The organism is Burkholderia sp. BCC1644, assembly GCF_902833225.1.
GTDB lineage: Bacteria > Pseudomonadota > Gammaproteobacteria > Burkholderiales > Burkholderiaceae > Burkholderia.
The window spans coordinates 215131-240367 of the sequence record NZ_CADFEI010000010.1; the positions used below are offsets into that span (position 1 = coordinate 215131).

Sequence of the window (25237 nt, forward strand, 5' to 3'; positions counted from 1 at the left end):
CTTAAACAGCGGCTGCGCCGCCGACGATCTCCGACAGTTCTTTCGTAATCGCGGCCTGACGGCTCTTGTTGTACACGAGCTGCAGTTCGCTGATCACCGTCTTCGCGTTGTCGGACGCGGCCTTCATCGCGACCATGCGCGCCGATTGCTCGGACGCCATGTTTTCCGCGACGGCCTGGTACACCAGCGCCTCGACGTAACGCACGAGCAGTTCGTCGACGACTGCCTGCGCGTCCGGCTCGTAGATGTAGTCCCACGACGTGGCCGGCGTACCGTCATCGGCTTCGAAGTGTTCCGACGACAGCGGCAGCAGCTGCTCGATCACGGCTTCCTGCTTCATCGTGTTGACGAAGCGCGTGTAAGCGATATAAACCGCCGACAGCTTGCCTTCCGAGTACAGATCGAGCTGCGTCTTCACGGCGCCGATCAGCTTGTCCAGATGCGGGGTGTCGCCGAGGTGCACGACCTGCGACATCACCTTCGCGCCGAAGCGGTTCAGGAACCCGAGGCCCTTGCTACCGATCGCGGTGGCTTCGACCTTCTGGCCCTTCTCTTCCAGCTCCTTGAACTTCTGAACCGTCGCACGCAGCACGTTGGTGTTCAAACCGCCGCACAGACCCTTGTCCGTCGTGACGAGAATGATGCCGGCCGTGTTCGCGTCTTCGTTCGCCACCATGAACGGGTGGCGGTACTCCGGGTTCGCGCGGCTCATGTGCGCGGCGATGGCACGGACCTTGTCCGCATACGGACGAGCGGCGCGCATGCGTTCCTGCGCGCGACGCATCTTCGATGCGGCCACCATCTCCATCGCCTTCGTGATCTTGCGCGTGTTCTGCACGCTCTTGATCTTGCCGCGAATTTCCTTCATTCCAGCCATAGCTTGCTCCTTGACCGAAGCGGCGCGGGCGCGTCAGCACCCGCGCGGCCTCAGTGTGTCACTCGCGGATCAATAGGCACCGGACTTCTTGAAGGATTCGATCGCCGAGCGCAGTGCGCCTTCGTCGTCCTTCGAGAGATCCTTGGTGTCTTCGATGCGCTTGATGAGGTCAGCGTGGCTGGTCTTCAGGTTTTCGCGCAGGCCCTTCTCGAACGACAGCACTTGCTTGACGTCGAGGTCGTCGAGGTAGCCGTTGTTTGCGGCGTACAGCGACACGGCCAGTTCCCACACCTGCAGCGGCTGGTACTGCGGCTGCTTCAGCAGTTCCGTCACGCGGCGGCCGCGCTCGAGCTGCTTGCGGGTCGCTTCGTCGAGGTCCGATGCGAACTGCGCGAATGCGGCCAGTTCACGGTACTGCGCGAGGTCGGTACGGATACCGCCCGACAGCTTCTTCACGACCTTCGTCTGAGCGGCGCCACCGACTCGCGACACCGACACGCCGGCGTTGATTGCCGGGCGGATGCCTGCGTTGAACAGGTCGGTTTCCAGGAAGATCTGGCCGTCGGTAATCGAGATCACGTTCGTCGGAACGAACGCGGTCACGTCGCCAGCCTGCGTTTCGATGACCGGCAGTGCCGTCAGCGAACCGCTCTTGCCCTTCACTTCGCCGTTCGTGAACTTCTCGACGTACTCTTCCGACACGCGAGCCGCACGTTCCAGCAGGCGCGAGTGCAGATAGAACACGTCGCCCGGGTACGCTTCACGGCCCGGCGGGCGGCGCAGCAGCAGCGAGATCTGACGGTATGCCCAGGCTTGCTTGGTCAAGTCGTCATAGATGATCAGCGCGTCTTGGCCACGGTCGCGGAAGTATTCGCCCATCGTGCAGCCGGCGTACGGTGCGAGGTACTGCATCGCTGCCGAATCCGACGCCGAAGCGGCGACGACGATCGTGTATTCCATCGCGCCCGTTTCTTCGAGCTTGCGAACCACGTTCATGATCGACGAAGCCTTCTGGCCGATCGCGACGTAGATACAGATCAGGTCCTTGCCCTTCTGGTTGATGATCGCGTCGAGCGCCACCGCGGTCTTGCCGCACTGACGGTCGCCGATGATCAGCTCACGCTGGCCACGGCCGATCGGCACCATCGCGTCGATCGACTTGATGCCCGTCTGCACCGGCTGCGACACCGACTTACGCCAGATCACGCCCGGGGCGATCTTTTCGATCGCGTCGGTCAGCTTGGCGTTGACCGGGCCCTTGCCGTCGATCGGGTTGCCGAGCGCGTCGACCACGCGGCCGACGAGTTCCGGACCAACCGGGACTTCGAGAATGCGGCCCGTCGTCTTGACGATGTCGCCTTCCGAAATGTGTTCGTATTCGCCGAGAATCACCGCGCCGACCGAGTCGCGCTCGAGGTTCAGCGCGAGGCCGAACGTGTTGCCCGGAAACTCGAGCATTTCGCCCTGCATCACGTCCGACAGGCCGTGGATACGCACGATACCGTCGGTCACGGAGATCACGGTGCCCTGGTTGCGAACGTCTGCGCTCGCTTCAAGGCCCTGGATCCGGCTCTTGATCAGCTCGCTGATCTCAGAGGGATTGAGTTGCATTATTCGCTCCTGATAGTCAATTCTGTTGCGTGCCGGCGTGGCGCTCAGGCGGTCAAGGCAGCCTGCATCGATGCGAGGCGCGCGCGAACCGAGGTGTCGAGCACTTCGTCGCCGACCGTCACGCGCACGCCGCCGATCAGCGACGAATCGACTTCGACCGTCGGTTTCAGCTTGCGCTTGAACTTGCGTTCGAGGCCCGAGACGAGACTGTCGAGATCCGCGCCGTTCAGCGGGAACGCGCTCACGATCTCGGCGTCGGCGGCACCTTCACGTTCGTTCTTGAGCGCCTCGAACTGCTCGGCAATTTCCGGCAGCAGCGCGATGCGATGATTGTCGACCAGCATCTGCACGAAGTTCTTCGCTTCGGCGCCAGCCGCGAGCGGCGACTTCACCGCAGCAAGCAGCAACTCGGCTACTTGCGTGCGCGTCACCTTCGGGCTCGACGCGACCGACAGCACTTCCGGCAGACGCGCAACCTGGGCCAGCTCTTGCACGAGCGTGGACCAGGCGGCGATGTCACCGCCCTCGGCCACGCGGAACAGCGCTTCTGCGTAAGGGCGGGCGATGGTTGCAAGTTCGGCCATGATCAGAGCTCGGCTTTCAGTTGATTCAGCAGTTGGGCGTGGGCCGTTTGATCGACTTCGCGCTTCAGGATCTGCTCGGCGCCCTTCACGGCCAGCGAGGCGACTTCGCCACGCAGCGCTTCGCGCGCCTTCACGATTTGCTGTTCTGCTTCCGCCTTCGCCTGAGCGACGATGCGGGCGGCTTCAGCCTGGGCGTTGGCCTTGATTTCCTCGGCGACCGCCTGGGCACGCTTTTCAGCGTCGGCGATGCGCTGCTGGCCGTCATTGCGGGCCTGCGCGAGTTCCTGGTCCACGCGCTTGTGCGCTGCGTCGAGTTCCGCCTTGCCCTTTTCGGCGGCGGCGAGGCCGTCGGCGATCTTCTTCGAACGTTCGTCGAGGGCGTTGATCAACGGCGGCCACACGAATTTCATCGTGAACCACGCGAGGACCAGGAACACGACCATTTGCGCAAACAGAGTTGCGTTGAGATTCACGGTGTTTCCTTATCTGCTATTCCGGAAAAATGAAACGGTAAGGCGCTCATCGAGTTGCATTCGATCAGCGCCCCAAGTCTCCGTTCCGCCCTGCGCCGGCTTGCGCCGGACGCATATTTCCGAGGAACCTTAGCCTGCGAGCTTCGACAGGAGCGGGTTCGCGAACGCGAACAGCATTGCAACACCCACGCCGATCAGGAATGCCGCGTCGATCAGACCAGCCAGCAGGAACATCTTCGTTTGCAGCGGGTTGATGAGTTCCGGCTGACGTGCGCAGGCTTCGATGTACTTGCCACCCATCAGCGCGATACCGATACAGGCGCCGATTGCACCCAGGCCGATGATGATGCCGATACCGATGGCGGTCAGACCCTGGATGTTGGCGATGTAAGCTTGCATGATCACTCCTTTGTGAAAAGACTTGGAACTGAGATTTAAAAAACTAAAACGGAAACTCTTTCTTGCACGCCGCGCTTAGTGCTTGTCGTGCGCCTGGCCGAGATACACCAGCGTCAGCATCATGAAAATGAATGCCTGCAACAGAACAATCAGGATGTGGAAGATTGCCCAGACGCTGCCCGCGATCACGTGGCCAACGAAGCCGAGGAACGTTGCGTCGCCACCGAAGCTCCACATGCTGCCGAGCAGGGCGATCAACAGGAACAACAGCTCACCCGCGTACATGTTGCCGAACAGCCGCATACCGAGGGAAACGGTCTTTGCGAGATATTCGACGATGTTGAGCGCGAGGTTAGGGATCCACAGCAGCGGGTGGGCACCGAACGGGGCCGACAGCAGCTCATGCACAAAGCCGCCCGCGCCCTTGATCTTGATGCTGTAGTAGATCATCAGGACGAACACGCCGAGCGCGATGCCGAGCGTGCCGTTCAGGTCGGCCGTCGGGACGATGCGATGGTGGGAAATCACGTCCGACAGACCCAGCAGGCCGATCACGCGGCCCGGCAGGTCGACCGGGAGAAAGTCGAGGGCGTTCATCAGCGCGACCCACACGAACACCGTGAGGGCGAGCGGAGCGATGAAGGTACGATTGCCGTGGACGATGGCCTTCGACTGGTCTTCGACCATTTCGACGAGCATCTCGATTGCGCACTGGAAACGGCCCGGCACGCCCGACGTCGCCTTGCGGGCAGCCAGACGCAGCAGGACGAACGTCACGATGCCGCAAACGATCGACCAGAACAGCGTGTCGAGATTCCAGACGTGAATGTCGAAAATCGACGTCTGATGCGAGGTGGAGAAATTCTGCAAGTGGTGCGCAATGTACTCGGACGGATCCGGACCGCGCGTGCCTTCGCTAGCTGCCATATCGTTAATGCCACCCAAATTGTCGAAAATCGTTTTGCCTGTTCCGCAACACGCTATTGCGGGAACGGGCCGGTGCGGTTCGTTGTCGAAACCGCACGCTGCTTGTTCCTTACCGCCAGGCCAGCGCGATCCAGTACGTCTTCAGCACGACGAGGTACGTGACGAGGAACGGCACCCAGTGCACGCCGGCCCAGCCGAACGCCACTGCGGTGAACATCCCGATCGTCAGAGCGAGCTTCAGGGCTTCGCCCATCACCCAGCTCATCACGGTGGCCGAGCCACCTGCCTTCAGTCGTGCCACGAATACCGCACTTGGCACCCAGCCGATCGCTCCGCCCAGAAACGCGGATTGCGCAGCGGCGCCCGGCGACTTCGAAAACAGCCACCACGCCAGCGTTGCAACCAGGGACAGGACCACTTGCGCGAACACCACCTTGTAGGGGGTCACGCGCGAGGGCTTGCTCACGTCCGGACCGAACAGCCTCTCGGCTTCTGTCCGTGTAAGCGGAACGATGTTGTTATCTTGCTGCTCGACATCCCAGTCATCGTCGGATTCGCGCCACTCGCCGGCCGCCGAAGCGGTGCGTTGCGTGCGCTGATCATCGTGCCTGTCGTCCGGCGCCTGACCCGCCATCGCAATCTTCCGCAAAGTCCTTGAACCCGACCCCAAGCTTTCTGAAAGCTTTCAGGGGTGCCTAGCTAACAAATCCGGGCGATTGTAAGCGATAGTTGCAAGTGATTCAAGGCTTTAGAAGCGACAAAAACCTGCGTAAAACGACGCCTCATGATGTGAAAAAACGCCCGATTCGACGACGTACGATGACAGTTGTAAGGTCAATTTTTTGCACCGGTATTTCTTGCACGAAAAAAGCCGGTGACGGCGGGAATGACAGGGAAACGACGTCCGATGCGGGCCCGGACGGAGCCGCGCGATCGCCGCGGGGAACATGCAGTGGAACTGCCATCCGGAATGACGCGGCGCGACGCCCCGGAACACACGAAAGGCTTTGAGCGATCGGCCGCACGCAACGTGCGATTTTCGATCCGACGCTCATACATCGATACGTCCAATCAGTTGTCGCGCCGCCACAGATGTTCGACTGTGGGTTGCGGCACTTATCAACAACCTATAGCCAATGCGGACGCTGTGCCCTCCTCCCGGCCGCCCGACTCGCACATCTGTGCCGCGCGCACCCGCCTCGCTCAACCGCGGACGAGCAGCCACGCACCGAGTATCGCGCTCACGAGCGCGAACGGAATCGACACCAGATGAAACGGCAGCCACATGCGCGGCTCCTTCGCGAGACGCACCGCGATCAGGTTCGCGAGCGAGCCGATCGCGAAACCGAAACCGCCGACCGATACGCCGAATGCGAGCGCGCGCCAGTCGTGCGTGAATTCCGACAGCAGGATCGCGGCCGGCACATTGCTGATGACCTGTGACAGGAGCGCGCCGGCCGCATAGACGCGCAGCGGCGAATCGAGTTGCGCATTCGCAATCGTGTCGTGCACGACGGGCAGCGCAGCCGCAGTACGCAGCACGACGAACATCAGTACGAAGATCAGCAGCAGCAGCCAGTCGATCTTTAGGACTGCGTCGCGTTTGACGGCGAGCAGCACGATGGCGACACCGACGAGACCGGGCAGCGGATGATGCGCATCGGCGAGCAGCACGAACGCCGCGAACAGCACCGCCGCGATCAGCGCGTGCATGCGTTGTACGGGCAACGCAGTGGCGTCGCCGGACAGGTCGAGCGGCTTCGCGCGAAACACGCATGCGGTCAGCACGAGCAGCAGCGCCATCAGCGCGAGCGCGAGCGGCCCGAGCGTGACCACGAAGCGGCCAAACGACACGCCGCTCAATTGCCACAGGAAAAGATTCTGGGGATTGCCGAGCGGTGTCGCGACGGACCCTGCATTGACGGCCAGCGCGACAACGATCACGAGGCGCCGGAACGGCAGTGGTGTCAGTGCACGCAGCGACACCATCAACGGCACGACGACGAACAGCGCGACGTCGTTGGTGAGCCACATCGACAGTACCGCGGCGAACCCGACGAGCAGCATCGCAAGCCCGCGCTCGGAGTGCACGTGATGAACGATGCGATGTGCGAGCCACATCAGGCAGCCGGACAACTCGAGTGCCTTGGTCAGCATCAGCAGGCCCGCGAGCGTCGCGACGGTTTGCCAGTCGACGCGACCGGCAAGCACCGCAAATGGTTGCGGGCGCACCCATTGCAGCACGATCAGGCCGAGCGCAAGCACCGACAGAACCGGTTCCTGCGCAAGCCAGCCGAGCCACCGACGCGGCGCAGGCGCGCCGGTCTTCTCCATCGGCACCGCGTTACTCTTCGGTCGCGACGTTACCGCGCAGCCGCGCGAGAATGCCCTCGAGCGCGTCGAGGCTGCCGAAGTCGATCAACACCTGCCCGCGCCCGCGGCGGCCGAGCTTGATCTTCACGGTCGACGCGAGCAGGTCAGACAACTCCTCCTCGAGACGGCGCGTGTCGCGGCCGCCGTCGTCTTTCGCGCGCGCCTTCACGGCCGGCGCTTCCTTCGTCGTGTGCGACACCAGCTTCTCGGTCTCGCGCACCGACATGCGCTTGTTGACGACCTGATGCGCGAGCGTAATCTGCGTCGCCGCATCGACGGCGAGCAGCGCACGCGCGTGGCCCATGTCGAGATCGCCGGCCAGCAGCATCGTCTGCACCGGCGATGCGAGGTTCAGCAGGCGCAGCAGGTTCGACACCGCGCTGCGCGAACGGCCGACCGATTCGGCCGCCTGTTCGTGCGTGAAACCGAATTCGTCGAGCAGGCGCTGGATGCCGTGCGCTTCTTCAAGCGGGTTCAGATCCTCGCGCTGGATGTTCTCGATCAGCGCCATCGCGGCGGCGGCCTGATCGGATACGTCCTTCACGAGTACCGGCACTTCATCGAGGCCGGCCAGGCGCGCCGCGCGGAAACGCCGCTCGCCCGCGATGATCTCGTATTTGTCTGACGAAATGGGCCGCACCAGGATCGGCTGCATCACGCCCTGCGCGCGAATGCTCGCGGCGAGCTCCTGCAGGCTGCCCTCGTCCATCCGCGTCCGCGGCTGGTACTTGCCGGCCTGCAGCTTGCCGAGCGCGAGCGTGTTCGGCGCCCCTTCGATCTTCACCGCCTCGGTGATATCGGCACTGCCGCCGAGCAGCGCTTCGAGGCCACGTCCCAAGCCCTTCTTCTTTGGTACCGCGTTCATGTCTTTCTTCCTCGCTTCGCTCATGTCCGGATCACGACACCTCGAACGCGCGCACGCGCTCGATCATCTCGGCACCGAACTGGAGATACGCTTGCGCACCGCGCGAGTTGCGGTCGAACACGACGCCCGGCAACCCGTAACTCGGTGCTTCCGCCAGGCGCACGTTGCGCGGAATCACCGCGTCGAACACCTTGTCGCCGAAGTGCGCTTTCAGTTGATCGGAGACTTGCTGCTGCAGCGTGATACGCGGGTCGAACATCACGCGCAGCAAGCCGATGATCTTCAGGTCGCGGTTCATGTTCGCGTGAACCTGCTTGATCGTGTTGACGAGGTCGGACAACCCCTCCAGCGCGAAGTACTCGCATTGCATCGGGATCACGACGCCATGTGCCGCGCACAGCCCGTTCAGCGTCAGCAGCGACAGCGTCGGCGGGCAATCGATCAGCACGAAATCGTAGTCGTCGGCGACGTGCTCGAGCGCCGCCTTCAGCCGGCGCTCGCGGTTGTCGATGCTGATCAGTTCGATCTCGGCACCCGACAACTCGCGATTCGCGGGCAGGACGTCGTAGGTAACGCCGTCCGGGCGGATGCGCGCGTCGGTCACCGACACGCCGTCGATCAGCACTTCGTACACGGTCGATTCGCAGGCGGCCTTGTCGATCCCGCTGCCCATCGTCGCGTTGCCCTGCGGGTCGAGATCGATCAGCAGGACTCGTTGCTCCTGCGCTGCAAGGCTTGCGGCGAGATTGACCGATGTCGTCGTCTTGCCGACGCCCCCCTTCTGGTTCGCAACGCAGAAGATCTTTGCCATCGTTGGTGTGTTCCCTTTACCTTCAAACAAACGGCGCGCTACCGCGCGCCTTCAATTCGCGTCGTCGACGGCCACTTCGAACAGATGCCGTTCGGCATCGAGCATCGGCACCGCCAGCCGTATCGTCTGCTTCACGCGGCTGCCTTCCGGCAAGCGCGCGATTTCGTCATCCGGGTGAACGCCCTTCATTGCCCAGATCGATCCGCCCGGCGCGACCAGATGTCGAGCAAGTTTAACGAAGTCGGACAGATCCGCGAAAGCGCGCGATACGATCATGTCGAATTTTTCCGGCACTTCGACACCCGGCTGCAGCGATTCCACCCGCCCGGTGACGACCGACAGGTTTGCCAGCTTCAGCTCCGCACGCATTTGCGTCTGGAATGCAGACTTCTTCTGCACGATATCGTTCAGCGTGACCTGCCAGTCGGGCTCGACGATTGCCAGCACGATGCCGGGCAGCCCGCCGCCCGAGCCGACGTCGAGCACGCGCGCCGATGCGCGGCCACGCAGATGCGGAACGATCGAAAGCGAATCGAGGATGTGCTGAATCAGCATCTGCTTCGGGTCGCGGATCGCAGTCAGGTTGTAGACCGCGTTCCACTTGCCGAGCAGCGCGACATAGTCGAGCAGCTGGTTGCGTTGTGCATCCGTCAGCGCGAGGCCGAGCGCCCTCGTGCCTTCGACGAGCATCTGTTCCAGTACGTCCCGATTAACCGCCGGCGCGCGACGCGCCGTCATTGTTGCGTCGGGACAGCGCCGTCCCCCTGCTCCGTTGCCTCAGTGGCAGGGCCATTCCGGCGGCCCAGGCCGCGACGCTTCAGGTGCACCATCAGCAGCGAGATTGCCGCCGGCGTGACGCCCGAAATACGCGAAGCCTGCCCGATCGTTTCCGGCCGGAACTCGTTCAGCTTCTGGCTCACTTCGAACGACAGCCCGCGCACTTCGCGGTAATCGATGCCGTCCGGCAAGCGCGTGTTCTCGTTCGCATCGTTGCGCTCGATCTCGGATGCCTGACGCTCGATATAGCCCTGATACTTGATCCCGATCTCGACCTGCTCCTTGATCTGCTCGAGCAGCACCGGATCGTCGCTCAGCGGCTCCGCAGGACCGCATTCGCCACCCTTCAGGCCGCACACGCCGTCGTAGCTGATGCCCGGGCGGCGCAGCAGTTCAGCAAGGCTGTATTCGTGATCGATCGCCTTGCCCAGCAGCGCAGTCGCCTCTTCCGGCGGCAGCGTCTTCGGCGTGACCCACGTCGACTTCAGGCGTTCGGTTTCACGTGAAACAGCGTCGCGCTTCCGGCTGAATGCGTCCCAGCGCGCGTCGTCCACGAGCCCCAGCTCGCGGCCGATCTCGGTCAGGCGCATGTCGGCATTGTCTTCACGCAGGCTCAGGCGATACTCGGCGCGGCTCGTGAACATCCGGTAAGGCTCGGCCACGCCACGCGTCACGAGATCGTCGACCAGCACGCCCAGGTAGGCCTGGTCGCGGCGCGGGCACCATGCGTCCTTCTCCTGCACGTAGCGGCCCGCATTGAGACCGGCCAGCAGGCCCTGCGCTGCCGCTTCTTCGTAGCCTGTCGTGCCGTTGATCTGGCCCGCAAAGAACAACCCGTTGATCGCCTTCGTCTCGAGCGACGCCTTCAGCGCGCGCGGGTCGAAGTAGTCGTACTCGATCGCGTAGCCGGGGCGCAGGATGTGCGCGTTCTCGAGGCCGCGCATCGAATGCACGAGCTCGAGCTGGACGTCGAACGGCAGGCTCGTCGAGATCCCGTTCGGGTAGTACTCGTTGGTCGTCAGCCCTTCCGGCTCGAGGAAGATCTGGTGCGACTCCTTCGATGCGAACCGATGGATCTTGTCCTCGATCGACGGACAATAGCGCGGCCCGACACCTTCGATCACGCCGGTATACATAGGCGAACGGTCGAGGCCGCCGCGAATGATGTCGTGCGTGCGCTCGTTCGTGTGCGTCACCCAGCACGGCAGCTGCTGCGGATGCTGCTCCGCGCGGCCCAGGAACGAGAACACGGGGATCGGATCGAGGTCGCCCGGCTGCTCGTCGAGCTGCGAGAAGTCGATCGTCCGGCCGTCGATACGCGGCGGCGTACCGGTCTTCAGGCGGCCCTGCGGCAGCTTCAGCTCCTTCAGGCGCGACGACAGCGACACGGCCGCCGGATCGCCTGCACGGCCGCCCGTGTAGTTGTTCAGGCCGACGTGGATCTTGCCGTCGAGGAACGTGCCGGCGGTCAGCACGACTGCACGGGCGCGGAAGCGGATGCCGATCTGCGTGACGGCGCCCACCACACGGTCGCCTTCGACCATCAGGTCGTCGACGGCCTGCTGGAACAGCCACAGGTTCGGCTGGTTCTCGAGCCGGTGGCGGATTGCCGCCTTGTACAAGATGCGGTCGGCCTGTGCGCGCGTCGCCCGCACGGCCGGGCCTTTCGACGAATTGAGGATCCGGAACTGAATACCGCTCTCGTCCGTCGCCGCGGCCATTGCGCCGCCCAGCGCGTCGACTTCCTTGACCAGATGACCCTTGCCAATGCCGCCGATCGACGGATTGCAGCTCATCTGCCCGAGCGTTTCGATGTTGTGAGTCAGCAGCAGCGTCTTCGCGCCCATACGGGCGGAAGCCAGTGCGGCTTCAGTGCCAGCATGGCCGCCACCGACGACGATGACGTCAAATTCTGTGGGAAAAAGCATGGTGGATTCCGCACGCAGAGCTGCGCACGAACCTATCAGAGAAATGTATGGGCCGAATTATAGCGGGTTCGCTTTTCACCCGAATGCCGTCCGAATGGTAGGGTCTGTGCATTTCGTCGTTTTTTGGGCTGTGAACCCGGGAATCCAGGGTGCAGAGCCTGCTCCAGCAATGCTTGCGGACGGTTTGCCGCACATCGCGGTGTCTGTGCAAAAACTTGGCGACGAGGAACACACGACCCGATCGATGCCTGTGATCTACGAGGCAGAACGGACGCGACACGCTGTGCCCAGCCCCCTCTTCACAGCATTTCTGTCGGTTGCCCCAGCACTTGTCCACCGACGTTCCACACATCATCGGCCTATGCCACGCCCCGCCGCACAGACTTTCCGGCTATTCCCTCGCCACTTATCCCCATGCCTCGCACCATCGAAACCTCACCCACAAACAAAAACGGCGTGTTTCACGTGAAACACGCCGCCCGTTTCCCGCCAACTTGCCACAACCATCAAGCCGTCTTCTTCGCCAGCCCAAGGTACGTTTCGATCACACGCGGATTCTGCGCGAGTTCGGCAGCCGGCCCTTCCAGTGCAAACTCACCGGTCTCCAGCACATAGCCGTAGTCCGAGATCTGCAACGCAGCCCGTGCGTTCTGCTCGATCAGCAACGTCGCCACGCCCGTACCGCGCAACGCGCTGATGATATGAAAGATCTCCTTCACGATCAGCGGCGCGAGCCCGAGGCTTGGCTCGTCGAGCATCAGCAGGTCGGGCTTGCCCATCAGCGCGCGGCCGACCGCGAGCATCTGCCGCTCGCCGCCTGACAGCGTGCCGGCCGCCTGCTTGCGGCGCTCCTTCAGCCGCGGAAACAGTGCAAACACGTGATCGAGCTGGTCGAGGAAGTTCGATTCGCCCGCCAGCTTGCGCCGATACGCCCCCAACACGAGGTTGTCTTCAACCGTCATCGTGCTGAACAGCTCGCGCTTTTCCGGTACGAGGCACATCCCGCGCGCGACACGCTGCTCGACCGGCAACGCGCCGACATCGTTGCCGCGATACACGACCGCACCCGACGCATGCCCCGTCACCGGCAACGCACCCATGATCGCGTTCAGCAGCGTCGACTTGCCGGCGCCGTTCGGGCCGATCACGCTGACGATCTGCCCGGCGCCGACCTTGATCGCCGCGCCGTGCAGTGCTTCCACCTTCCCGTACCGGACCGCCAGCCCGCGCACTTCGAGAATCGGCATTGTCGTGCCCGTCATCACTCCACCCCGCCCAGATACGCTTCGAGCACGGCCGGGTCCTGCTGCACATCTTGAGGCAGCCCTTCCGCGATCCGCGTGCCGAACTCCATCACCACCAGCCGGTCGGTGAGATTCATCACGAAATCCATGTCATGTTCCACGAGCAACACGCTCATGCCTTCGGCCTTCAGCCGTCGCAGCAGGTCGGCGAGTTGCTGCTTCTCCTGGTAACGCAGCCCCGCCGCCGGCTCGTCGAGCAGCAGCAGCGTCGGATCGCAGCACAGCGCGCGTGCGATTTCGAGAATCCGCTGCTGGCCGAGCGCGAGGCTGCCCGCTTCGTCGTACATGTGCTTTTCAAGCCCTACGCGGCGGATCTGGCGTGCGGCCTCGGCCAGCAGCTGCGCCTCCTCGTGCGCGTTGAGCCGCGCGATGCTGCGCCAGACGCCCGTATGGCCACGCAGATGCGCACCGATCGCGACGTTCTCGAGCACCGTCATCGCCGGCAGCAGCTTCACGTGCTGGAACGTGCGGCCGATGCCGCGGCGGACGATCTGGCGCGACGTGAGCCCGTCGATGCGCTCGCCACGGAACGTAATCGTGCCGCCCGTCGGCTTCAGCACGCCCGTCACGAGGTTGAACGTAGTCGACTTGCCGGCGCCATTCGGGCCGATCAGCCCGATGATCTGCCCCGCTTTCACATCGAAGCTGACGTCGTTGACGGCCACGAGCCCGCCGAACTGCTTGCGCGCGTTGTCGACGACGAGCAGCGGCTCGCCGGCCACCGGCTTCGCACGCTGCGGCAGCGGATCGGCCTGCTCGGGCACGTGCGCGCGCGGCCCGCGCGGGAACAGCCTCGCAACGAACGGCCAGACGCCCTGGCGCGCGTACTGCAGCAGCAGCACCATCAGCACGCCGAACACAATGATCTCGAAGTTGCCTTCCGACCCGAGCAGCTTCGGCAGCAGCGTCTGCAGGTAGTCCTGCAGCACGGTGAGGATCGCCGCGCCGAGCACCGCGCCCCACACGTGCGACACACCGCCGACCACGGCCATGAACAGGAATTCGATCCCGTGGTTCAGGCCGAACGGGGTCGGGTTCACCGCACGCTGCAGATGCGCGTACAGGAAGCCCGACACGGCTGCCAGCACCGCTGCGTAGACGAAGATCACCACGCGCATCCACGCGGTGTTCACGCCCATCGCCTCGGCCATCACGCCGCCGCCGCGCAGCGCGCGGATCGCGCGTCCCGGGCGGCTGTTCAGCAGGTTCTGCACCGACACGATCGCGGCCAGCACGACGGCCCAGATCAGGAAGTACAGACTACGGCCGCTTTCGAGCGTGATGCCGAACAGGTTCAGCGCCGGAATCCCGTTGATCCCGTCGTACTTGCCGAGCAGTTCGAGGTTGCCGAACAGGTAGAACAGCGCGAGGCCCCACGCGATCGTGCCGAGCGGCAGGAAGTGGCCGGACAGCCGCATCGTGACCGCGCCCAGCACGAGCGCGACAATCGCCGTCAATACGACGCCGACGATCAACGCGAGCCACGGCGACACGCCGTAGCGCGTCGTCAGGAACGCGGTCGCATATGCACCGATGCCGACGAACGCGGCCTGGCCGAAGCTCGTCATCCCGCCGACGCCCGTCAGCAGCACAAGCCCGATCGCGACGATCGCATAGAGGCCGATATAGTTCAGCAGCGTGATCCAGTACTCGGGCACCTGCAGCGCGCCGGGCAGCACCGGCAACGCGAACAGCACCACGAGAAACACCCAGAAGGTCTTGTTGCGTACCATCGTCTTCATCGCGTCACTCCTCTTCCTCTTCCGCATGCGGCGTCACGAAGCTCCGCCACAGCAGCACCGGAATGATCAGCGTGAACACGATGACCTCCTTGTACGCGCTCGCCCAGAACGACGAATAGGATTCGAGTACGCCGACGAGCAGCGAACCGGCGGCCGCGAGCGGATAGCTGACGAGCCCGCCGATGATCGCGCCGACGAAACCCTTCAGGCCGATCAGGAAGCCCGAGTCGTAGTAGATCGTCGTCAGCGGGCCGACGAGGATCCCGGACAGCACGCCGAGCCCCGCCGCGAACGTGAACGCGAGCCGCCCCGCTTCGGTCGTGCCGATGCCGACCAGCCGCGCGCCGAGCCGGTTCACCGACGTCGCGCGCAGCGCCTTGCCGGCGATCGTGCGGCCGAAGTACACGTAGAGCGCACCGATCAGCACGAGCGCCGTGACGACGACCAGGACACTCTGCACCGACACCGTCATGCTGCCGATCGCGAGCGACGCATCCGAGAAACCGTTGGTGCGCGAGCCTTCCGCGCCGAACATCACGAGCCCGAGGCCGACCATCGCGAAGTGGACGGCAACCGACACGATCAGCAGCAGCAGCGTCGTGCCTTCGGCGATCGGCTGGTAGACGAGCCGGTAGACGAACGGCCCCATCGGCACGACGATCGCGAGCGTCAGTGCGATCTGCGCAAGCATCGGCATCGGCTGAGCGGCAAAGCTGCGCGTGATCGCGAACACCGCGAGCGGCAGCAGGATGTAGCGGCTACCGAGCGTCGCGAGCGTGCGGCCGAGTTGATGGCGGCGTTCGCGATGCCGGATCAGGCCGCCGACTTCGAGCAGGAAGCACGCGATGCCCATCACGAACAGCAGCCAGCAGGTGGCGGGAAATTTTTGCGCCTGTAACGCGGCAAGCGTCAGCGCACCGTAGGCGACGAATTCGCCCTGGGGAATGAAGATCACCCGCGTGACGGAAAACACCAGCACGAGCGCCAGAGACAGCAATGCATAAATGGCGCCGGTCGTGATGCCGTCTTGCGCGAGGATCGCCGCAATCGAGAGATCCATACGTTTCGTGTATCGAGAATGCTGCGGAGAAACGAAAGACGGATACGGCCGGGGCGCGGACGACACGCCAGGCGCGTCACGCGCCATGTGTCGGGCCCCGGACGTTCCAGGCGGCATGGGTGCGGGCCCGTCAGGCCCGGCGCCCTGCCGACGGCATGCGCAGCGCCGTTCGCGCCGCGCACGCCGGTTTCACGTGATGCTTACTCGGCCTGCAGCTTCCACTTGCCGTCGACGATCTGCACCATCACGCGCGCACGCGTGTCGAAGCCGTTGTGATCGGTCGCCGTCATGTTGATCACGCCGTGCGACACGGGCAGGTCCTTCACGTTTTCGAGCGACGCTCGCAGCGCTTCGCGGAATGCCTCGGTGCCCGGCTGGCCCTTCTTCAGCGCGTCCGGAATCGCCCGCTGCAGCAGCAGCCCCGCATCCCACGCATGGCCGCCGAACGTCGCCAGCGAGCCCGCGCCGTAGGCCTTCTCATACGCGGCCTTGTAGCCGAGCGCCGGCTTCTTCACCGGATTCGAATCGGGCAGCTGGTCGGTCACGAGCACCGGGCCGGCCGGCAGGATCTCGCCTTCGCAATCCTTGCCGCACACACGCAGGAAGTCGTTGTTCGCGACGCCGTGCGTCTGGTACACCTTGCCCTTGTAGCCGCGCTCCTTCAGCGTCTTCGCCGGCAGCGCCGCCGGCGTGCCCGAGCCGGCGATCAGCACTGCATCCGGGTTCGAGCCCATCAGCTTCAGCACCTGCCCCATCACCGACGCGTCGGTGCGGTTGAAGCGCTCGTTCGACACGACCTTCAGGCCGTTCTTCGCGGCCGCCGCGTTGAACGTGTTGTACCAGCTGTCGCCGTACGCATCGGCGAAGCCGATGAAGCCGACCGTCTTCACGCCGTGCTTCGCCATGTAGCCGGCGATCGCGTCGGCCATCAACTGGTCGTTCTGCGGCACCTTGAACATCCACGCGCGCTTCGCGTCCATCGGCGCAATGATCTGCGCGCTCGCCGCGAGCGAGATCGTCGGCGTCTTGCCCTGCGACACGGGATCGAGCATCGCGAGCGAGTTCGGCGTGACGGACGAGCCGATGATCGCGTCGACATGATCCTCGTCGATCAGCTTGCGCACGTTCTGCACCGCGCGGCTCGTATCGGAGGCGTCATCCAGCACGATGTACTGCACGCTCTTGCCCGCGATTTCCTTCGGCAGCAGCGCGATCGTGTTCTTTTCCGGAATCCCGAGCGATGCGGCCGGCCCGGTGGCCGACAGCGTCACGCCGATCTTCACCTGCGCCGACGCCGTTGCCGCCGCGCACACGAGGCCCGCGGCAAGCACGGCCTCCATCCATCGATTCATCTTCATTTACGTTGTCTCCAAACGCTGCTCGAAAAAGCCACGGGTCGCTCGGCGGCTCCCGGTCCCCAAACAAGTTAATATCTTAATTATCTCGCTCAGCCGCGCCCATGCTCGTTTTCCCGTGAAACGCCGCACCCATGCGCCCCACGCCGGCCGAAACGGTCGTTCGACCGTCACGATGCGCAGCAGCAGTGTCGTCAGGATGAAGACGGCGAAGAAATGCAGGATCGTGCGGGAGATCGATGCGGGCGCAACGATAGCGGGAAGGCATGCCGATCCGGCCGGATATGGCCGAGTACATGCGCGGTGAAACGTCGGAAAACCGGCGGGTCATGAGGATGCGGATACGGATGCGAGCGCAACGACCCGGGATGGCGTCGCAACGCGCATACAGGCCGCAGAACGGCTCGGGATAGCCGCGAAGACCTGTCCCCCACCCCGCGACGAACGAGCGGCGCCAGCCGCCCCTCCTGCCCCGAACCATCGTCCTGCGCTGCTCATCCAACCGTACTCCCTCTTCTGCATTCTGCTTGTAGGAGAACTGCCGACCGTTTTCCCGACCGCTCGGTCGGCGAAAGCTGAGTGTAACGGACGCGTTTCGCGCACGCCAACCGGGTAAGCCCGGACAGCGTGTGCGCAATGGCGCGCTGTCTGCGAACGAATCACGGAAACGGGAAAAACGAAGGGACGACGCGAAGCGCGGAAGAGAGGCGGTGCGAATGCAGGCGCGCGACAGGATGATCGCGCAGGCCGATGCACCATCGGGGGAAATCCGTGCACGCAAATGAAAAAGCGCTGTTGGATTCCGTCCAACAGCGCTTTGGGGTCCGGGCACTTTGTGCCTCGATTGTCTCCTCGTTCTCCACCTGCAAATTCGTTTCGCGGTGCATCAGAACTAGGGTGAATCTTAAAGAGGCTTAAGCACCGCGGCAACTTAGCATTTACCCCTATGGTGCATCGCCGCACGAAAATGGGGCATCAGCGTGCCGCGCGGCGCCGGCCCGAGCCCGCTGCAACGCCCTTCCGGAGCATGCCGGATGGTGCTTCGCATCAACGCCCCGGTGACGCGCGCCGCACGCACTCACGACGCCCTGAGCGGCTTGATCCGCGCGACCATCTCGCCGACGATGCCGCGCCGGAACGCAAGCACGCACGCGATGAAGATCAGCCCCGTGACGATCGTCGCCGATTCGCCGAGCGAGTGGAACCACGCGACGCCCGTCGTCGACGCGAGCCATTCGCCGATATCGCCGAGCCGGTCTTCCAGCGCGACGATCAGCGCCGCGCCCAGCAGCGGCCCGAACAGCGTGCCCATCCCGCCGACCAGCGTCATCAGCACGACGAGGCCCGACATCGTCCAGTACGCGTCCGACAGCGTCTCGAAGCCGAGCACGAGCACCTTCAGCGAGCCGGCCAGCCCCGCGAGCCCCGCCGACAGGATGAACGCGAGCAGCTTGAAGCGGTCGGTGTCGTAGCCGAGCGAGATCGCGCGCGCTTCGTTCTCCTTGATGGCGACGAGCACCTGGCCGAACGGCGAATGGACGACCCGCACGATGAACGCGCAAGCGGCGACGACCACCGCGAGCACGACGTAATACAGCGCGACGTCGTTCGACAGGTCGAGCAGCCCGAACAGGTGGCCGCGCGGCACGCCCTGCAGGCCGTCCTCGCCGTGCGTAAACGGCGCCTGCAGGTAGATGAAGTAGACCATCTGCGCGAACGCGAGCGTGATCATCGCGAAGTAGATGCCCTGCCGGCGAATCGCGAACAGCCCGACGACGAGCCCGAGCAGCGTCGCGGCAACGGTGCCGGTCAGCACGCCGAGTTCCGGCGTGAAGCCGAGCGTCTGCATCGAATAGCCGGTCGCGTAGCCGGCCGTCGCGAGAAACATCGCATGGCCGAACGACAGCAGCCCCGTATAGCCGATCAGCAGGTTGAACGCGGCCGCGAACAGCGCGAACGTGAGCACCTTCATCACGAACACCGGATACGCGCCGATGAACGGCGCGGCGAGCAGTGCGGCGAGCAGCAGGCCGTAGAGCACTTTTCTCTGCATCATTTTTCCTTGCCGAAGAGGCCCGCCGGGCGGAACAGCAGCACGATCGCCATGATCACGAACACGACGGTGGCCGACGCTTCGGGATAGAACACGCGCGTGAAGCCCTCGATCACGCCGAGCAGCAGTCCCGTGACGATCGAGCCGAGGATCGAGCCCATCCCGCCGATCACGACCACCGCGAACACGGTGATGATCATCGGCTGCCCCATCAGCGGCGACACCTGGATCACCGGCGCGGCCAGCACGCCCGCGAATGCGGCGAGCGCGACGCCGAAGCCGTAGGTGAGCGTGATCATCATCGGCACGTTCACGCCGAACGCCTCGACGAGCTTCGGGTTCTCGGTACCCGCGCGCAGGTACGCACCGAGACGCGTCTTCTCGATCACGAACCATGTCGCGAGACACACCGCGAGCGACGCGACGACGACCCACGCGCGATAGTTCGGCAGGAACATGAAGCCGAGGTTGGTGGCGCCGGACAGCTGCGACGGCACGTCGTACGGCTGGCCCGACGATCCGTAGATCGACCGGAACACGCCTTCGACGACCAGCGTGAGGCCGAACGTGAGCAACAGCCCGTACAGGTGATCGAGCTTGTACAGCCAGCGCAGCATCGAGCGTTCGATCGCGATCCCGAACGCGCCAACCACCAGCGGCGCCAGCACGAGCATCGCCCAGTACGGCAGCCCGAAGTACGACAGGCCCATCCACGCGAGCATCGCACCCAGCATGAACAGCGCGCCGTGCGCGAAGTTGATCACGTTGAGCAGCCCGAAGATCACCGCGAGCCCGAGGCTCAGGATCGCGTAGAACGAGCCGTTGACGAGCCCGAGCAGCAACTGGCTCAGCATCGCCGGCAACGGAATGCCAAAGATTTCCATCGACTTAGCCGTCAGAATGAGTTTCGTTGCGTGCGCAACCTTTCTGCACCATGCACGCGGGCGGCGCAGCGGGCACGTCGCTGCGGCCGCCGCCGAGCGGCGCGCCCGTGCGCGCCGCTACGCCCTGCTTACTTCCACAACGCGCAGCGCGTTTCCTGCTTGGTCCCGAACGCCTGTTCGCCCGGAATCGTCGCGAGCACCTTGTAGTAGTCCCACGGCTCCTTCGATTCCGACGGCTTCTTCACTTCCATCAGGTACATGTCGTGGATCATGCTGCCGTCCGTGCGGATGTAGCCCTTCGCGTAGAAGTCGTTGATCTTGATCTTCTTCAGCTCGGCCATCACCTTGTCGGAGTCGGTCGTGCCGGCGGCCTGGACTGCCTTCAGGTAGGTCGTCACCGACGAATAGTCGGCCGCCTGCAGGCTCGACGGCATCTTCTTCATCTTGCCGAAGTAGCGCTGCGCCCATTGGCGCGACGCCGCGTCGCGGTTCCAGTACCAGCTGTCGGTCAGCACGAGGCCCTGCGTCGTCTCGAGGCCGAGGCTGTGCACGTCGTCGATGAACATCAGCAGCGCGGCGAGCTTCATCGTCTTCGTGATGCCGAACTCCTTCGCGGCCTTGATCGAGTTGATCGTGTCGCCACCCGCGTTCGCGAGGCCGAGGATCTGCGCCTTCGACGCCTGCGCCTGCAGCAGGAACGACGAGAAATCCGACGCGGACAGCGGGTGACGCACCGTGCCGAGCACCTGGCCGCCGTTCGCCTTCACGACATCCGAGGTGTTCTTCTCGAGCGCCTTGCCGAACGCGTAGTCGGCCGTCAGGAAGAACCACGACTTGCCGCCCTGCTTCACCACCGCCGAACCGGTGCCCTTCGCGAGCGCCATCGTGTCGTACGCGTAGTGGACCGTGTACGGCGTGCACTGCTCGTTGGTCAGCGTGTCGGCGCCCGCGCCGATGTTGATGTAGACCTTCTTCTTCTCGCCCGCGACCTGGTTCATCGACAGCGCGGTGGCCGAGTTCGTGCCGCCGACCAGCAGGTCGAGCCCGCCGCGGTCCATCCATTCGCGCGCCTTCGACGCGGCGATGTCAGCCTTGTTCTGGTGGTCGGCGTAGACGACCTCGATCGGCTTGCCGAGCACCTTGCCGCCGAAGTCGGCGACCGCCATGCGGATCGCTTCGAGGCCGCCCTGCCCGTCGATATCCGCGTAAAGCCCCGACATGTCGGTGATGAAGCCGATCTTCACGGTATCCGCCGCGTGTGCGGCGCCGGCGGTGAACGCGGCGGTCGCGAGCGCGAGACAGGCCTGTGCGAGGGTCTTCATTTTCATTGACGTCTCCTGTTGTTCTGATGCGTTGTGGTTATTCGAGGGCCGCCACGGCTAGCGGCAAGGGAAACGGGGCGGCGTCACACCCCGAGCAGGTCGTGCAGGGTCGGCATCTTGCTTTCCAGTTCGGCCGCCTGGAAATGCTCGACGATGCTGCCGTGCTCCATCACGTAGAAACGGTCGGCAAGCGGCGCGGCGAAGCGGAAGTTCTGTTCGACCATCACGATCGTGTAGCCGCGCGCCTTCAGCGCGACGATCATCCGTGCGAGCGCTTGCACGATCACCGGTGCGAGGCCTTCGGAAATTTCGTCGAGCAGCAGCAGGTTCGCGCCGGTGCGCAAGATCCGCGCGACCGCGAGCATCTGCTGTTCGCCGCCGGACAGACGCGTGCCCTGGCTCTGCCGGCGCGACGCGAGGTTCGGGAACATCGCGTAGATCTCGTCGAGCGACATCGCGTGCTCGCGCGGCCCGATCAGCGGCGGCAGCATCAGGTTCTCCTCGCACGACAGGCTCGAGAAGATCCCGCGCTCCTCCGGGCAGTAACCGATGCCGAAATGCGCGATGCGGTGCGTCGCGAGGCCGATCGTCTCGTTGCCCGCGACCTTGATCGACCCGCTGCGGCGGCCCGTGAGGCCCATGATCGCGCGCAGCGTCGTCGTGCGGCCCGCGCCGTTGCGGCCGAGCAGCGTGACGACTTCGCCGCGATGCACCGTCAGGTCGACACCGTGCAATATGTGGGATTCCCCGTACCAGGCCTCCAGGCCCGTGATCTCCAGCGCGGGCGTACCGCTCTCGACGCCGCTCAATTCGCGTTCCTCCCGTTCGCTGTGCTTCATGCGTGCGCCCCCGCGAGCGCCGCGTCGGCACTGCCCATGTAAGCCTCGATGACGAGCGGATTCTTCGATACCTCCGCATACGAGCCTTCGGCCAGCACCTCGCCGCGTTGCAGGACGGTGATCGTGTCGGAGATGCCCGCAATCACGTTCATGTTGTGCTCCACCATCAGGATCGTGCGGCCGTTCGCGACCTTCTTGATCAGCGCGGTCACGCGGTCGACGTCCTCGTGGCCCATCCCCTGCGTGGGCTCGTCGAGCAGCATCAGTTCGGGCTCCATCGCGAGCGTCGTCGCGATCTCGAGCGCGCGCTTGCGGCCGTACGCGAGCTCGACGGTCGGCACGTGCGCGAAATCGGTGAGGCCGACCTGCGTGAGCAGATCCATCGCGCGATCGTCGAGCCGTTTCAGCGTGCGTTCGCTGCGCCAGAAATGGAATTCGGTGCCGAGTGCGCGCTGCAGGCCGATGCGCACGTTCTGCAGCGCGGTCAGGTGCGGGAACACGGCCGAGATCTGGAACGAGCGGATGATGCCGCGCCGCGCAACCTGCGCGGGCCGCTCGTTGGTGATGTCGATGCCGTTGAAGACGATCTGGCCGGCCGTCGGCGTCAGGAACTTGGTGAGGAGGTTGAAACAGGTGGTCTTGCCCGCGCCGTTCGGCCCGATCAGTGCGTGGATCGCGCCGCGACGCACACGCAGGTTGACGCCGTTCACGGCGGTGAAGCCCCTGAATTCTTTTGTCAGTCCGCGTGTTTCCAGAATCGTGTCGCCGAGAATCATGTTCCCTTCCGTACGAAGTCAGGCGAAGCACCGGGATGCCTGGCGCAAGCGGCCGCGAACAGGTCAGCGGATCAGCGGGCTGCCCCCGGGCGCCGTGGTACGCCTCGAGGGTTGGTCTCCCGCGCCGACGCGTATGCACATTGCGCAACATTGTCGCGCCGTTGGTGCAGTGCAATCATCGGGATTTGCACTTATAGGGCTGGCCGCCCTGTCGCGCGCGGCTGTGCGTGATTTTTCGCCATGCTTTTTTGACACGGGCATCATCGCGCGTTGACCTTCCGACATGCACGGTACGCATGCGATGAAAAAAGCCGCGCGATTGCGCGGCTTGCATGGCTCGTGCCGTTCGAGCAAACGCAACGGCAGCTTGTTTCGCATAGCGAATCAGCGGGCGCTTTCATGACGGCCCGCTGTCGCGCGTGTCAGCGCGCCGTCACGCGGCTGTCACCGCAGGCTCGGTTCGCACCGGAGTCGCATCGCGCGCCGCGCGGCGATCGGCGCGGATCATGTCGCTCGCGCGCTCGGCAATCATCAGCGTCGGCGAATTGGTGTTGCCCGAGGTAATGAACGGCATCACCGACGCATCGACGATCCGCAGCCCGGCGATGCCGCGCACGCGCAGCCGGCTGTCGACCACCGCGCGCTCATCGTCGGCACGCCCCATCCGGCAGGTTCCGACCGGATGGAAGATCGTCGTGCCGACCGCGCCGGCCGCCTCGATCAGCTCGGCTTCGCTCCGGTATTGCGTGCCCGGCAGGATTTCCGCGGGACGATAGCGCGCGAGCGCCGGCGCGGACGCGATCCGGCGCGTCAGGCGCAGCGCGTTCGCGGCGACATGCCGATCGTGGTCGGTCGACAGATAGTTCGGCGCGATCGCCGGCGCGATGTCCGGATCGGCGCTCGTGACATGCACGCTGCCGCGCGATGTCGGCCGCAGATGGCAGACCGACGCCGTAAATGCATTGAAGCTGTGCAGCGGCTCACCGAAGCGTTCGAGCGACAGCGGTTGAACGTGGTATTCGAGGTCGGGGCGCGTGAGCGCAGGATCATCCGGATCGGATTTCGCGAACGCGCCGAGCTGCGACGGCGCCATCGACATCGGCCCGCGCTGCAGCAACGCATATTCGGCGCCGATCATCAGCTTGCCCCACCAGTGCGCCGACAGCGTATTGAGCGTGCGCACGCCCTCGACGCGAAACGCCATCCGCAACTGCAGGTGATCCTGCAGGTTTTCGCCGACGCCCGGCAAATCCTGCACGACGTCGATGCCGAGCGCCTGCAGCCGACGGCCGTCGCCGATCCCCGACAGTTCGAGCAGTTGCGGCGAATTCACCGCGCCGGACGTCAGCAGCACTTCCGAGCGCGCCCGCGCGACGTAATCGGTGCCGCCGCCGCGATACTCGACGCCGACCGCGCGCCGCCCGTCGAAGATCACGCGCTGCGCCTGTGCGCCGGTGATCACGGTCAGGTTCGGCCGGGCCATCGCGGGACGCAGGAATGCCTTCGACGTATTCCAGCGAACGCCGCGCTTCTGGTTCACCTCGAAATAGCCGACCCCGGTATTGTCGCCGCGGTTGAAATCGTCGGTGGCGGGGATGCCCGTCTGCTGCGCGGCCTGCGCGAACGATTCGAGGATTTCCCAGCGCAGCCGCTGCTTCTCGACGCGCCAGTAGCCGCCCGCGCCATGCGCATCGCTCGCGCCCGCATGGTGGTCCTCGCTGCGCTTGAAGATCGGCAGCACGCTGTCCCACGACCAGCCGGCGTCGCCGGTGGCCTCCGCCCAGCTGTCGTAATCTTCGCGCTGGCCGCGCATGTAGATCATTCCGTTGATCGACGAGCAGCCGCCGAGCACGCGGCCGCGCGGATACGACAGCGCGCGGCCGTTGAGCGCCGCTTCGGGTTGCGTCTTGTACAGCCAGTCGGTGCGCGGGTTGCCGATGCAATACAGATAGCCGACCGGGATATGGATCCAGTGATAGTCGTCCTTGCCGCCTGCCTCGAGCAGCAGCACGTGGATGTCGGGATCCTCGGTCAGGCGGTTCGCGAGCACGCAGCCCGCAGTGCCCGCGCCGACGATCACGTAATCGAATTCGCCTTCGAGCGTGCGTGGAGTACTCACGGCGTGTCCCCTTCTTCCTTGTTGTGCGCCGCGCGGCGCGGTGCCGCGCGCATTTTCAGCATAGTGCGTCGCGGGCCGCGCTGGCGGCCGCGCGCCACGACCCGAGGAAGCGTACTCCCGCCGCCGGCCGCCGATCCAATGAGTTATGCTGAACTGCG

22 protein-coding genes are annotated in these 25237 nt (G+C 64.6%); all 22 read right to left on the reverse strand.

Features of this window, described 5'->3' with window-relative positions; genetic code table 11:
- Position 1: 1 nt before the first annotated feature.
- Positions 2 to 877: a F0F1 ATP synthase subunit gamma gene (gene atpG, locus HWX87_RS21440; protein ID WP_176049113.1), complete on the reverse strand. Its 876-nt coding sequence runs from the start codon at positions 875 to 877 to the stop codon at positions 2 to 4.
- A gap of 69 nt (positions 878 to 946) precedes the next feature.
- Positions 947 to 2488 carry a F0F1 ATP synthase subunit alpha gene (gene atpA, locus HWX87_RS21445; protein ID WP_021160444.1) on the reverse strand — a complete coding sequence of 514 codons (1542 nt, stop codon included), beginning with the start codon at positions 2486 to 2488 and terminating at the stop codon, positions 947 to 949.
- A 44-nt stretch (positions 2489 to 2532) separates the two neighbouring features.
- Complete coding sequence (locus tag HWX87_RS21450) at positions 2533 to 3072, reverse strand: F0F1 ATP synthase subunit delta (protein ID WP_034188172.1); 540 nt, start codon at positions 3070 to 3072, stop codon at positions 2533 to 2535.
- Between the two features lie 2 nt (positions 3073 to 3074).
- Positions 3075 to 3545 carry a F0F1 ATP synthase subunit B gene (locus tag HWX87_RS21455; protein WP_006751767.1) on the reverse strand — a complete coding sequence of 157 codons (471 nt, stop codon included), beginning with the start codon at positions 3543 to 3545 and terminating at the stop codon, positions 3075 to 3077.
- A 129-nt stretch (positions 3546 to 3674) separates the two neighbouring features.
- The gene (gene atpE, locus HWX87_RS21460) at positions 3675 to 3944 is read right to left on the reverse strand and encodes a F0F1 ATP synthase subunit C (protein ID WP_006482730.1); all 270 of its coding nucleotides are present in this window, start codon (positions 3942 to 3944) and stop codon (positions 3675 to 3677) included.
- A gap of 75 nt (positions 3945 to 4019) precedes the next feature.
- Positions 4020 to 4871, reverse strand: coding sequence for a F0F1 ATP synthase subunit A (gene atpB, locus HWX87_RS21465; protein ID WP_069746380.1), 852 nt, complete (start codon positions 4869 to 4871; stop codon positions 4020 to 4022).
- A gap of 109 nt (positions 4872 to 4980) precedes the next feature.
- On the reverse strand, positions 4981 to 5505 hold the full coding sequence (locus HWX87_RS21470; RefSeq protein ID WP_176049115.1) for an ATP synthase subunit I: 525 nt from the start codon (positions 5503 to 5505) through the stop codon (positions 4981 to 4983).
- A 569-nt stretch (positions 5506 to 6074) separates the two neighbouring features.
- Complete coding sequence (locus HWX87_RS21475; protein WP_176049117.1) at positions 6075 to 7205, reverse strand: SLC13 family permease; 1131 nt, start codon at positions 7203 to 7205, stop codon at positions 6075 to 6077.
- A gap of 10 nt (positions 7206 to 7215) precedes the next feature.
- Positions 7216 to 8109, reverse strand: coding sequence for a ParB/RepB/Spo0J family partition protein (locus HWX87_RS21480; protein WP_176049119.1), 894 nt, complete (start codon positions 8107 to 8109; stop codon positions 7216 to 7218).
- A gap of 31 nt (positions 8110 to 8140) precedes the next feature.
- The gene (locus HWX87_RS21485; protein ID WP_176049120.1) at positions 8141 to 8920 is read right to left on the reverse strand and encodes a ParA family protein; all 780 of its coding nucleotides are present in this window, start codon (positions 8918 to 8920) and stop codon (positions 8141 to 8143) included.
- Positions 8921 to 8971: 51 nt separating this feature from the next.
- Entirely contained in the window at positions 8972 to 9658 is a 687-nt protein-coding gene (gene rsmG, locus HWX87_RS21490) for a 16S rRNA (guanine(527)-N(7))-methyltransferase RsmG (protein WP_176049122.1), read from the reverse strand.
- On the reverse strand, positions 9655 to 11625 hold the full coding sequence (gene mnmG / locus HWX87_RS21495) for a tRNA uridine-5-carboxymethylaminomethyl(34) synthesis enzyme MnmG (protein WP_176049124.1): 1971 nt from the start codon (positions 11623 to 11625) through the stop codon (positions 9655 to 9657). The genes rsmG and mnmG overlap by 4 nt, the downstream gene beginning before the upstream one ends.
- 506 nt (positions 11626 to 12131) lie before the next feature.
- Positions 12132 to 12887 (reverse strand): ABC transporter ATP-binding protein, encoded by a 756-nt coding sequence (locus tag HWX87_RS21500; RefSeq protein ID WP_176049126.1) that lies wholly within the window; start codon positions 12885 to 12887, stop codon positions 12132 to 12134.
- Positions 12887 to 14671, reverse strand: coding sequence for a branched-chain amino acid ABC transporter ATP-binding protein/permease (locus HWX87_RS21505; protein WP_176049127.1), 1785 nt, complete (start codon positions 14669 to 14671; stop codon positions 12887 to 12889). The genes HWX87_RS21500 and HWX87_RS21505 overlap by 1 nt, the downstream gene beginning before the upstream one ends.
- A gap of 4 nt (positions 14672 to 14675) precedes the next feature.
- On the reverse strand, positions 14676 to 15731 hold the full coding sequence (locus tag HWX87_RS21510; protein ID WP_006477272.1) for a branched-chain amino acid ABC transporter permease: 1056 nt from the start codon (positions 15729 to 15731) through the stop codon (positions 14676 to 14678).
- 200 nt (positions 15732 to 15931) lie between these two features.
- Entirely contained in the window at positions 15932 to 17089 is a 1158-nt protein-coding gene (locus tag HWX87_RS21515) for an ABC transporter substrate-binding protein (RefSeq protein WP_176049129.1), read from the reverse strand.
- Between the two features lie 1075 nt (positions 17090 to 18164).
- A complete protein-coding gene (locus HWX87_RS21520) occupies positions 18165 to 19139 on the reverse strand; it encodes a branched-chain amino acid ABC transporter permease (RefSeq protein WP_176049131.1) in 975 nt (324 codons plus the stop codon).
- A complete protein-coding gene (locus HWX87_RS21525) occupies positions 19139 to 20023 on the reverse strand; it encodes a branched-chain amino acid ABC transporter permease (protein WP_034188182.1) in 885 nt (294 codons plus the stop codon). Before HWX87_RS21525 ends, HWX87_RS21520 begins: the two co-directional genes overlap by 1 nt.
- Before the next feature lie 128 nt (positions 20024 to 20151).
- Positions 20152 to 21351, reverse strand: coding sequence for an ABC transporter substrate-binding protein (locus HWX87_RS21530; protein WP_176049133.1), 1200 nt, complete (start codon positions 21349 to 21351; stop codon positions 20152 to 20154).
- Between the two features lie 77 nt (positions 21352 to 21428).
- On the reverse strand, positions 21429 to 22184 hold the full coding sequence (locus HWX87_RS21535) for an ABC transporter ATP-binding protein (RefSeq protein ID WP_175904900.1): 756 nt from the start codon (positions 22182 to 22184) through the stop codon (positions 21429 to 21431).
- Positions 22181 to 22960, reverse strand: coding sequence for an ABC transporter ATP-binding protein (locus tag HWX87_RS21540; protein ID WP_176049135.1), 780 nt, complete (start codon positions 22958 to 22960; stop codon positions 22181 to 22183). Before HWX87_RS21540 ends, HWX87_RS21535 begins: the two co-directional genes overlap by 4 nt.
- Before the next feature lie 433 nt (positions 22961 to 23393).
- Positions 23394 to 25079 carry a GMC family oxidoreductase N-terminal domain-containing protein gene (locus HWX87_RS21545; protein ID WP_176049137.1) on the reverse strand — a complete coding sequence of 562 codons (1686 nt, stop codon included), beginning with the start codon at positions 25077 to 25079 and terminating at the stop codon, positions 23394 to 23396.
- Positions 25080 to 25237 lie beyond the last annotated feature (158 nt).

Excerpts from the sequence above, each read along its gene's own strand:
- atpA (WP_021160444.1), bottom strand. The coding sequence starts at position 2,488 with ATGCAACTCAATCCCTCTGAGATCAGCGAGCTGATCAAGAGCCGGATC.
- HWX87_RS21530 (WP_176049133.1), bottom strand. The coding sequence starts at position 21,351 with ATGAAAATGAAGACCCTCGCACAGGCCTGTCTCGCGCTCGCGACCGCC.
- HWX87_RS21480 (WP_176049119.1), bottom strand. The coding sequence starts at position 8,109 with ATGAACGCGGTACCAAAGAAGAAGGGCTTGGGACGTGGCCTCGAAGCG.
- mnmG (WP_176049124.1), bottom strand. The coding sequence starts at position 11,625 with ATGCTTTTTCCCACAGAATTTGACGTCATCGTCGTCGGTGGCGGCCAT.
- HWX87_RS21500 (WP_176049126.1), bottom strand. The coding sequence starts at position 12,887 with ATGACGGGCACGACAATGCCGATTCTCGAAGTGCGCGGGCTGGCGGTC.
- atpE (WP_006482730.1), bottom strand. The coding sequence starts at position 3,944 with ATGCAAGCTTACATCGCCAACATCCAGGGTCTGACCGCCATCGGTATC.
- HWX87_RS21535 (WP_175904900.1), bottom strand. The coding sequence starts at position 22,184 with ATGAAGCACAGCGAACGGGAGGAACGCGAATTGAGCGGCGTCGAGAGC.
- HWX87_RS21540 (WP_176049135.1), bottom strand. The coding sequence starts at position 22,960 with ATGATTCTCGGCGACACGATTCTGGAAACACGCGGACTGACAAAAGAA.
- HWX87_RS21475 (WP_176049117.1), bottom strand. The coding sequence starts at position 7,205 with ATGGAGAAGACCGGCGCGCCTGCGCCGCGTCGGTGGCTCGGCTGGCTT.
- HWX87_RS21525 (WP_034188182.1), bottom strand. The coding sequence starts at position 20,023 with ATGGAAATCTTTGGCATTCCGTTGCCGGCGATGCTGAGCCAGTTGCTG.
- HWX87_RS21515 (WP_176049129.1), bottom strand. The coding sequence starts at position 17,089 with ATGAAGATGAATCGATGGATGGAGGCCGTGCTTGCCGCGGGCCTCGTG.
- HWX87_RS21510 (WP_006477272.1), bottom strand. The coding sequence starts at position 15,731 with ATGGATCTCTCGATTGCGGCGATCCTCGCGCAAGACGGCATCACGACC.
- HWX87_RS21485 (WP_176049120.1), bottom strand. The coding sequence starts at position 8,920 with ATGGCAAAGATCTTCTGCGTTGCGAACCAGAAGGGGGGCGTCGGCAAG.
- HWX87_RS21520 (WP_176049131.1), bottom strand. The coding sequence starts at position 19,139 with ATGCAGAGAAAAGTGCTCTACGGCCTGCTGCTCGCCGCACTGCTCGCC.
- HWX87_RS21505 (WP_176049127.1), bottom strand. The coding sequence starts at position 14,671 with ATGAAGACGATGGTACGCAACAAGACCTTCTGGGTGTTTCTCGTGGTG.
- rsmG (WP_176049122.1), bottom strand. The coding sequence starts at position 9,658 with ATGACGGCGCGTCGCGCGCCGGCGGTTAATCGGGACGTACTGGAACAG.
- atpG (WP_176049113.1), bottom strand. The coding sequence starts at position 877 with ATGGCTGGAATGAAGGAAATTCGCGGCAAGATCAAGAGCGTGCAGAAC.
- HWX87_RS21470 (WP_176049115.1), bottom strand. The coding sequence starts at position 5,505 with ATGGCGGGTCAGGCGCCGGACGACAGGCACGATGATCAGCGCACGCAA.
- atpB (WP_069746380.1), bottom strand. The coding sequence starts at position 4,871 with ATGGCAGCTAGCGAAGGCACGCGCGGTCCGGATCCGTCCGAGTACATT.
- HWX87_RS21450 (WP_034188172.1), bottom strand. The coding sequence starts at position 3,072 with ATGGCCGAACTTGCAACCATCGCCCGCCCTTACGCAGAAGCGCTGTTC.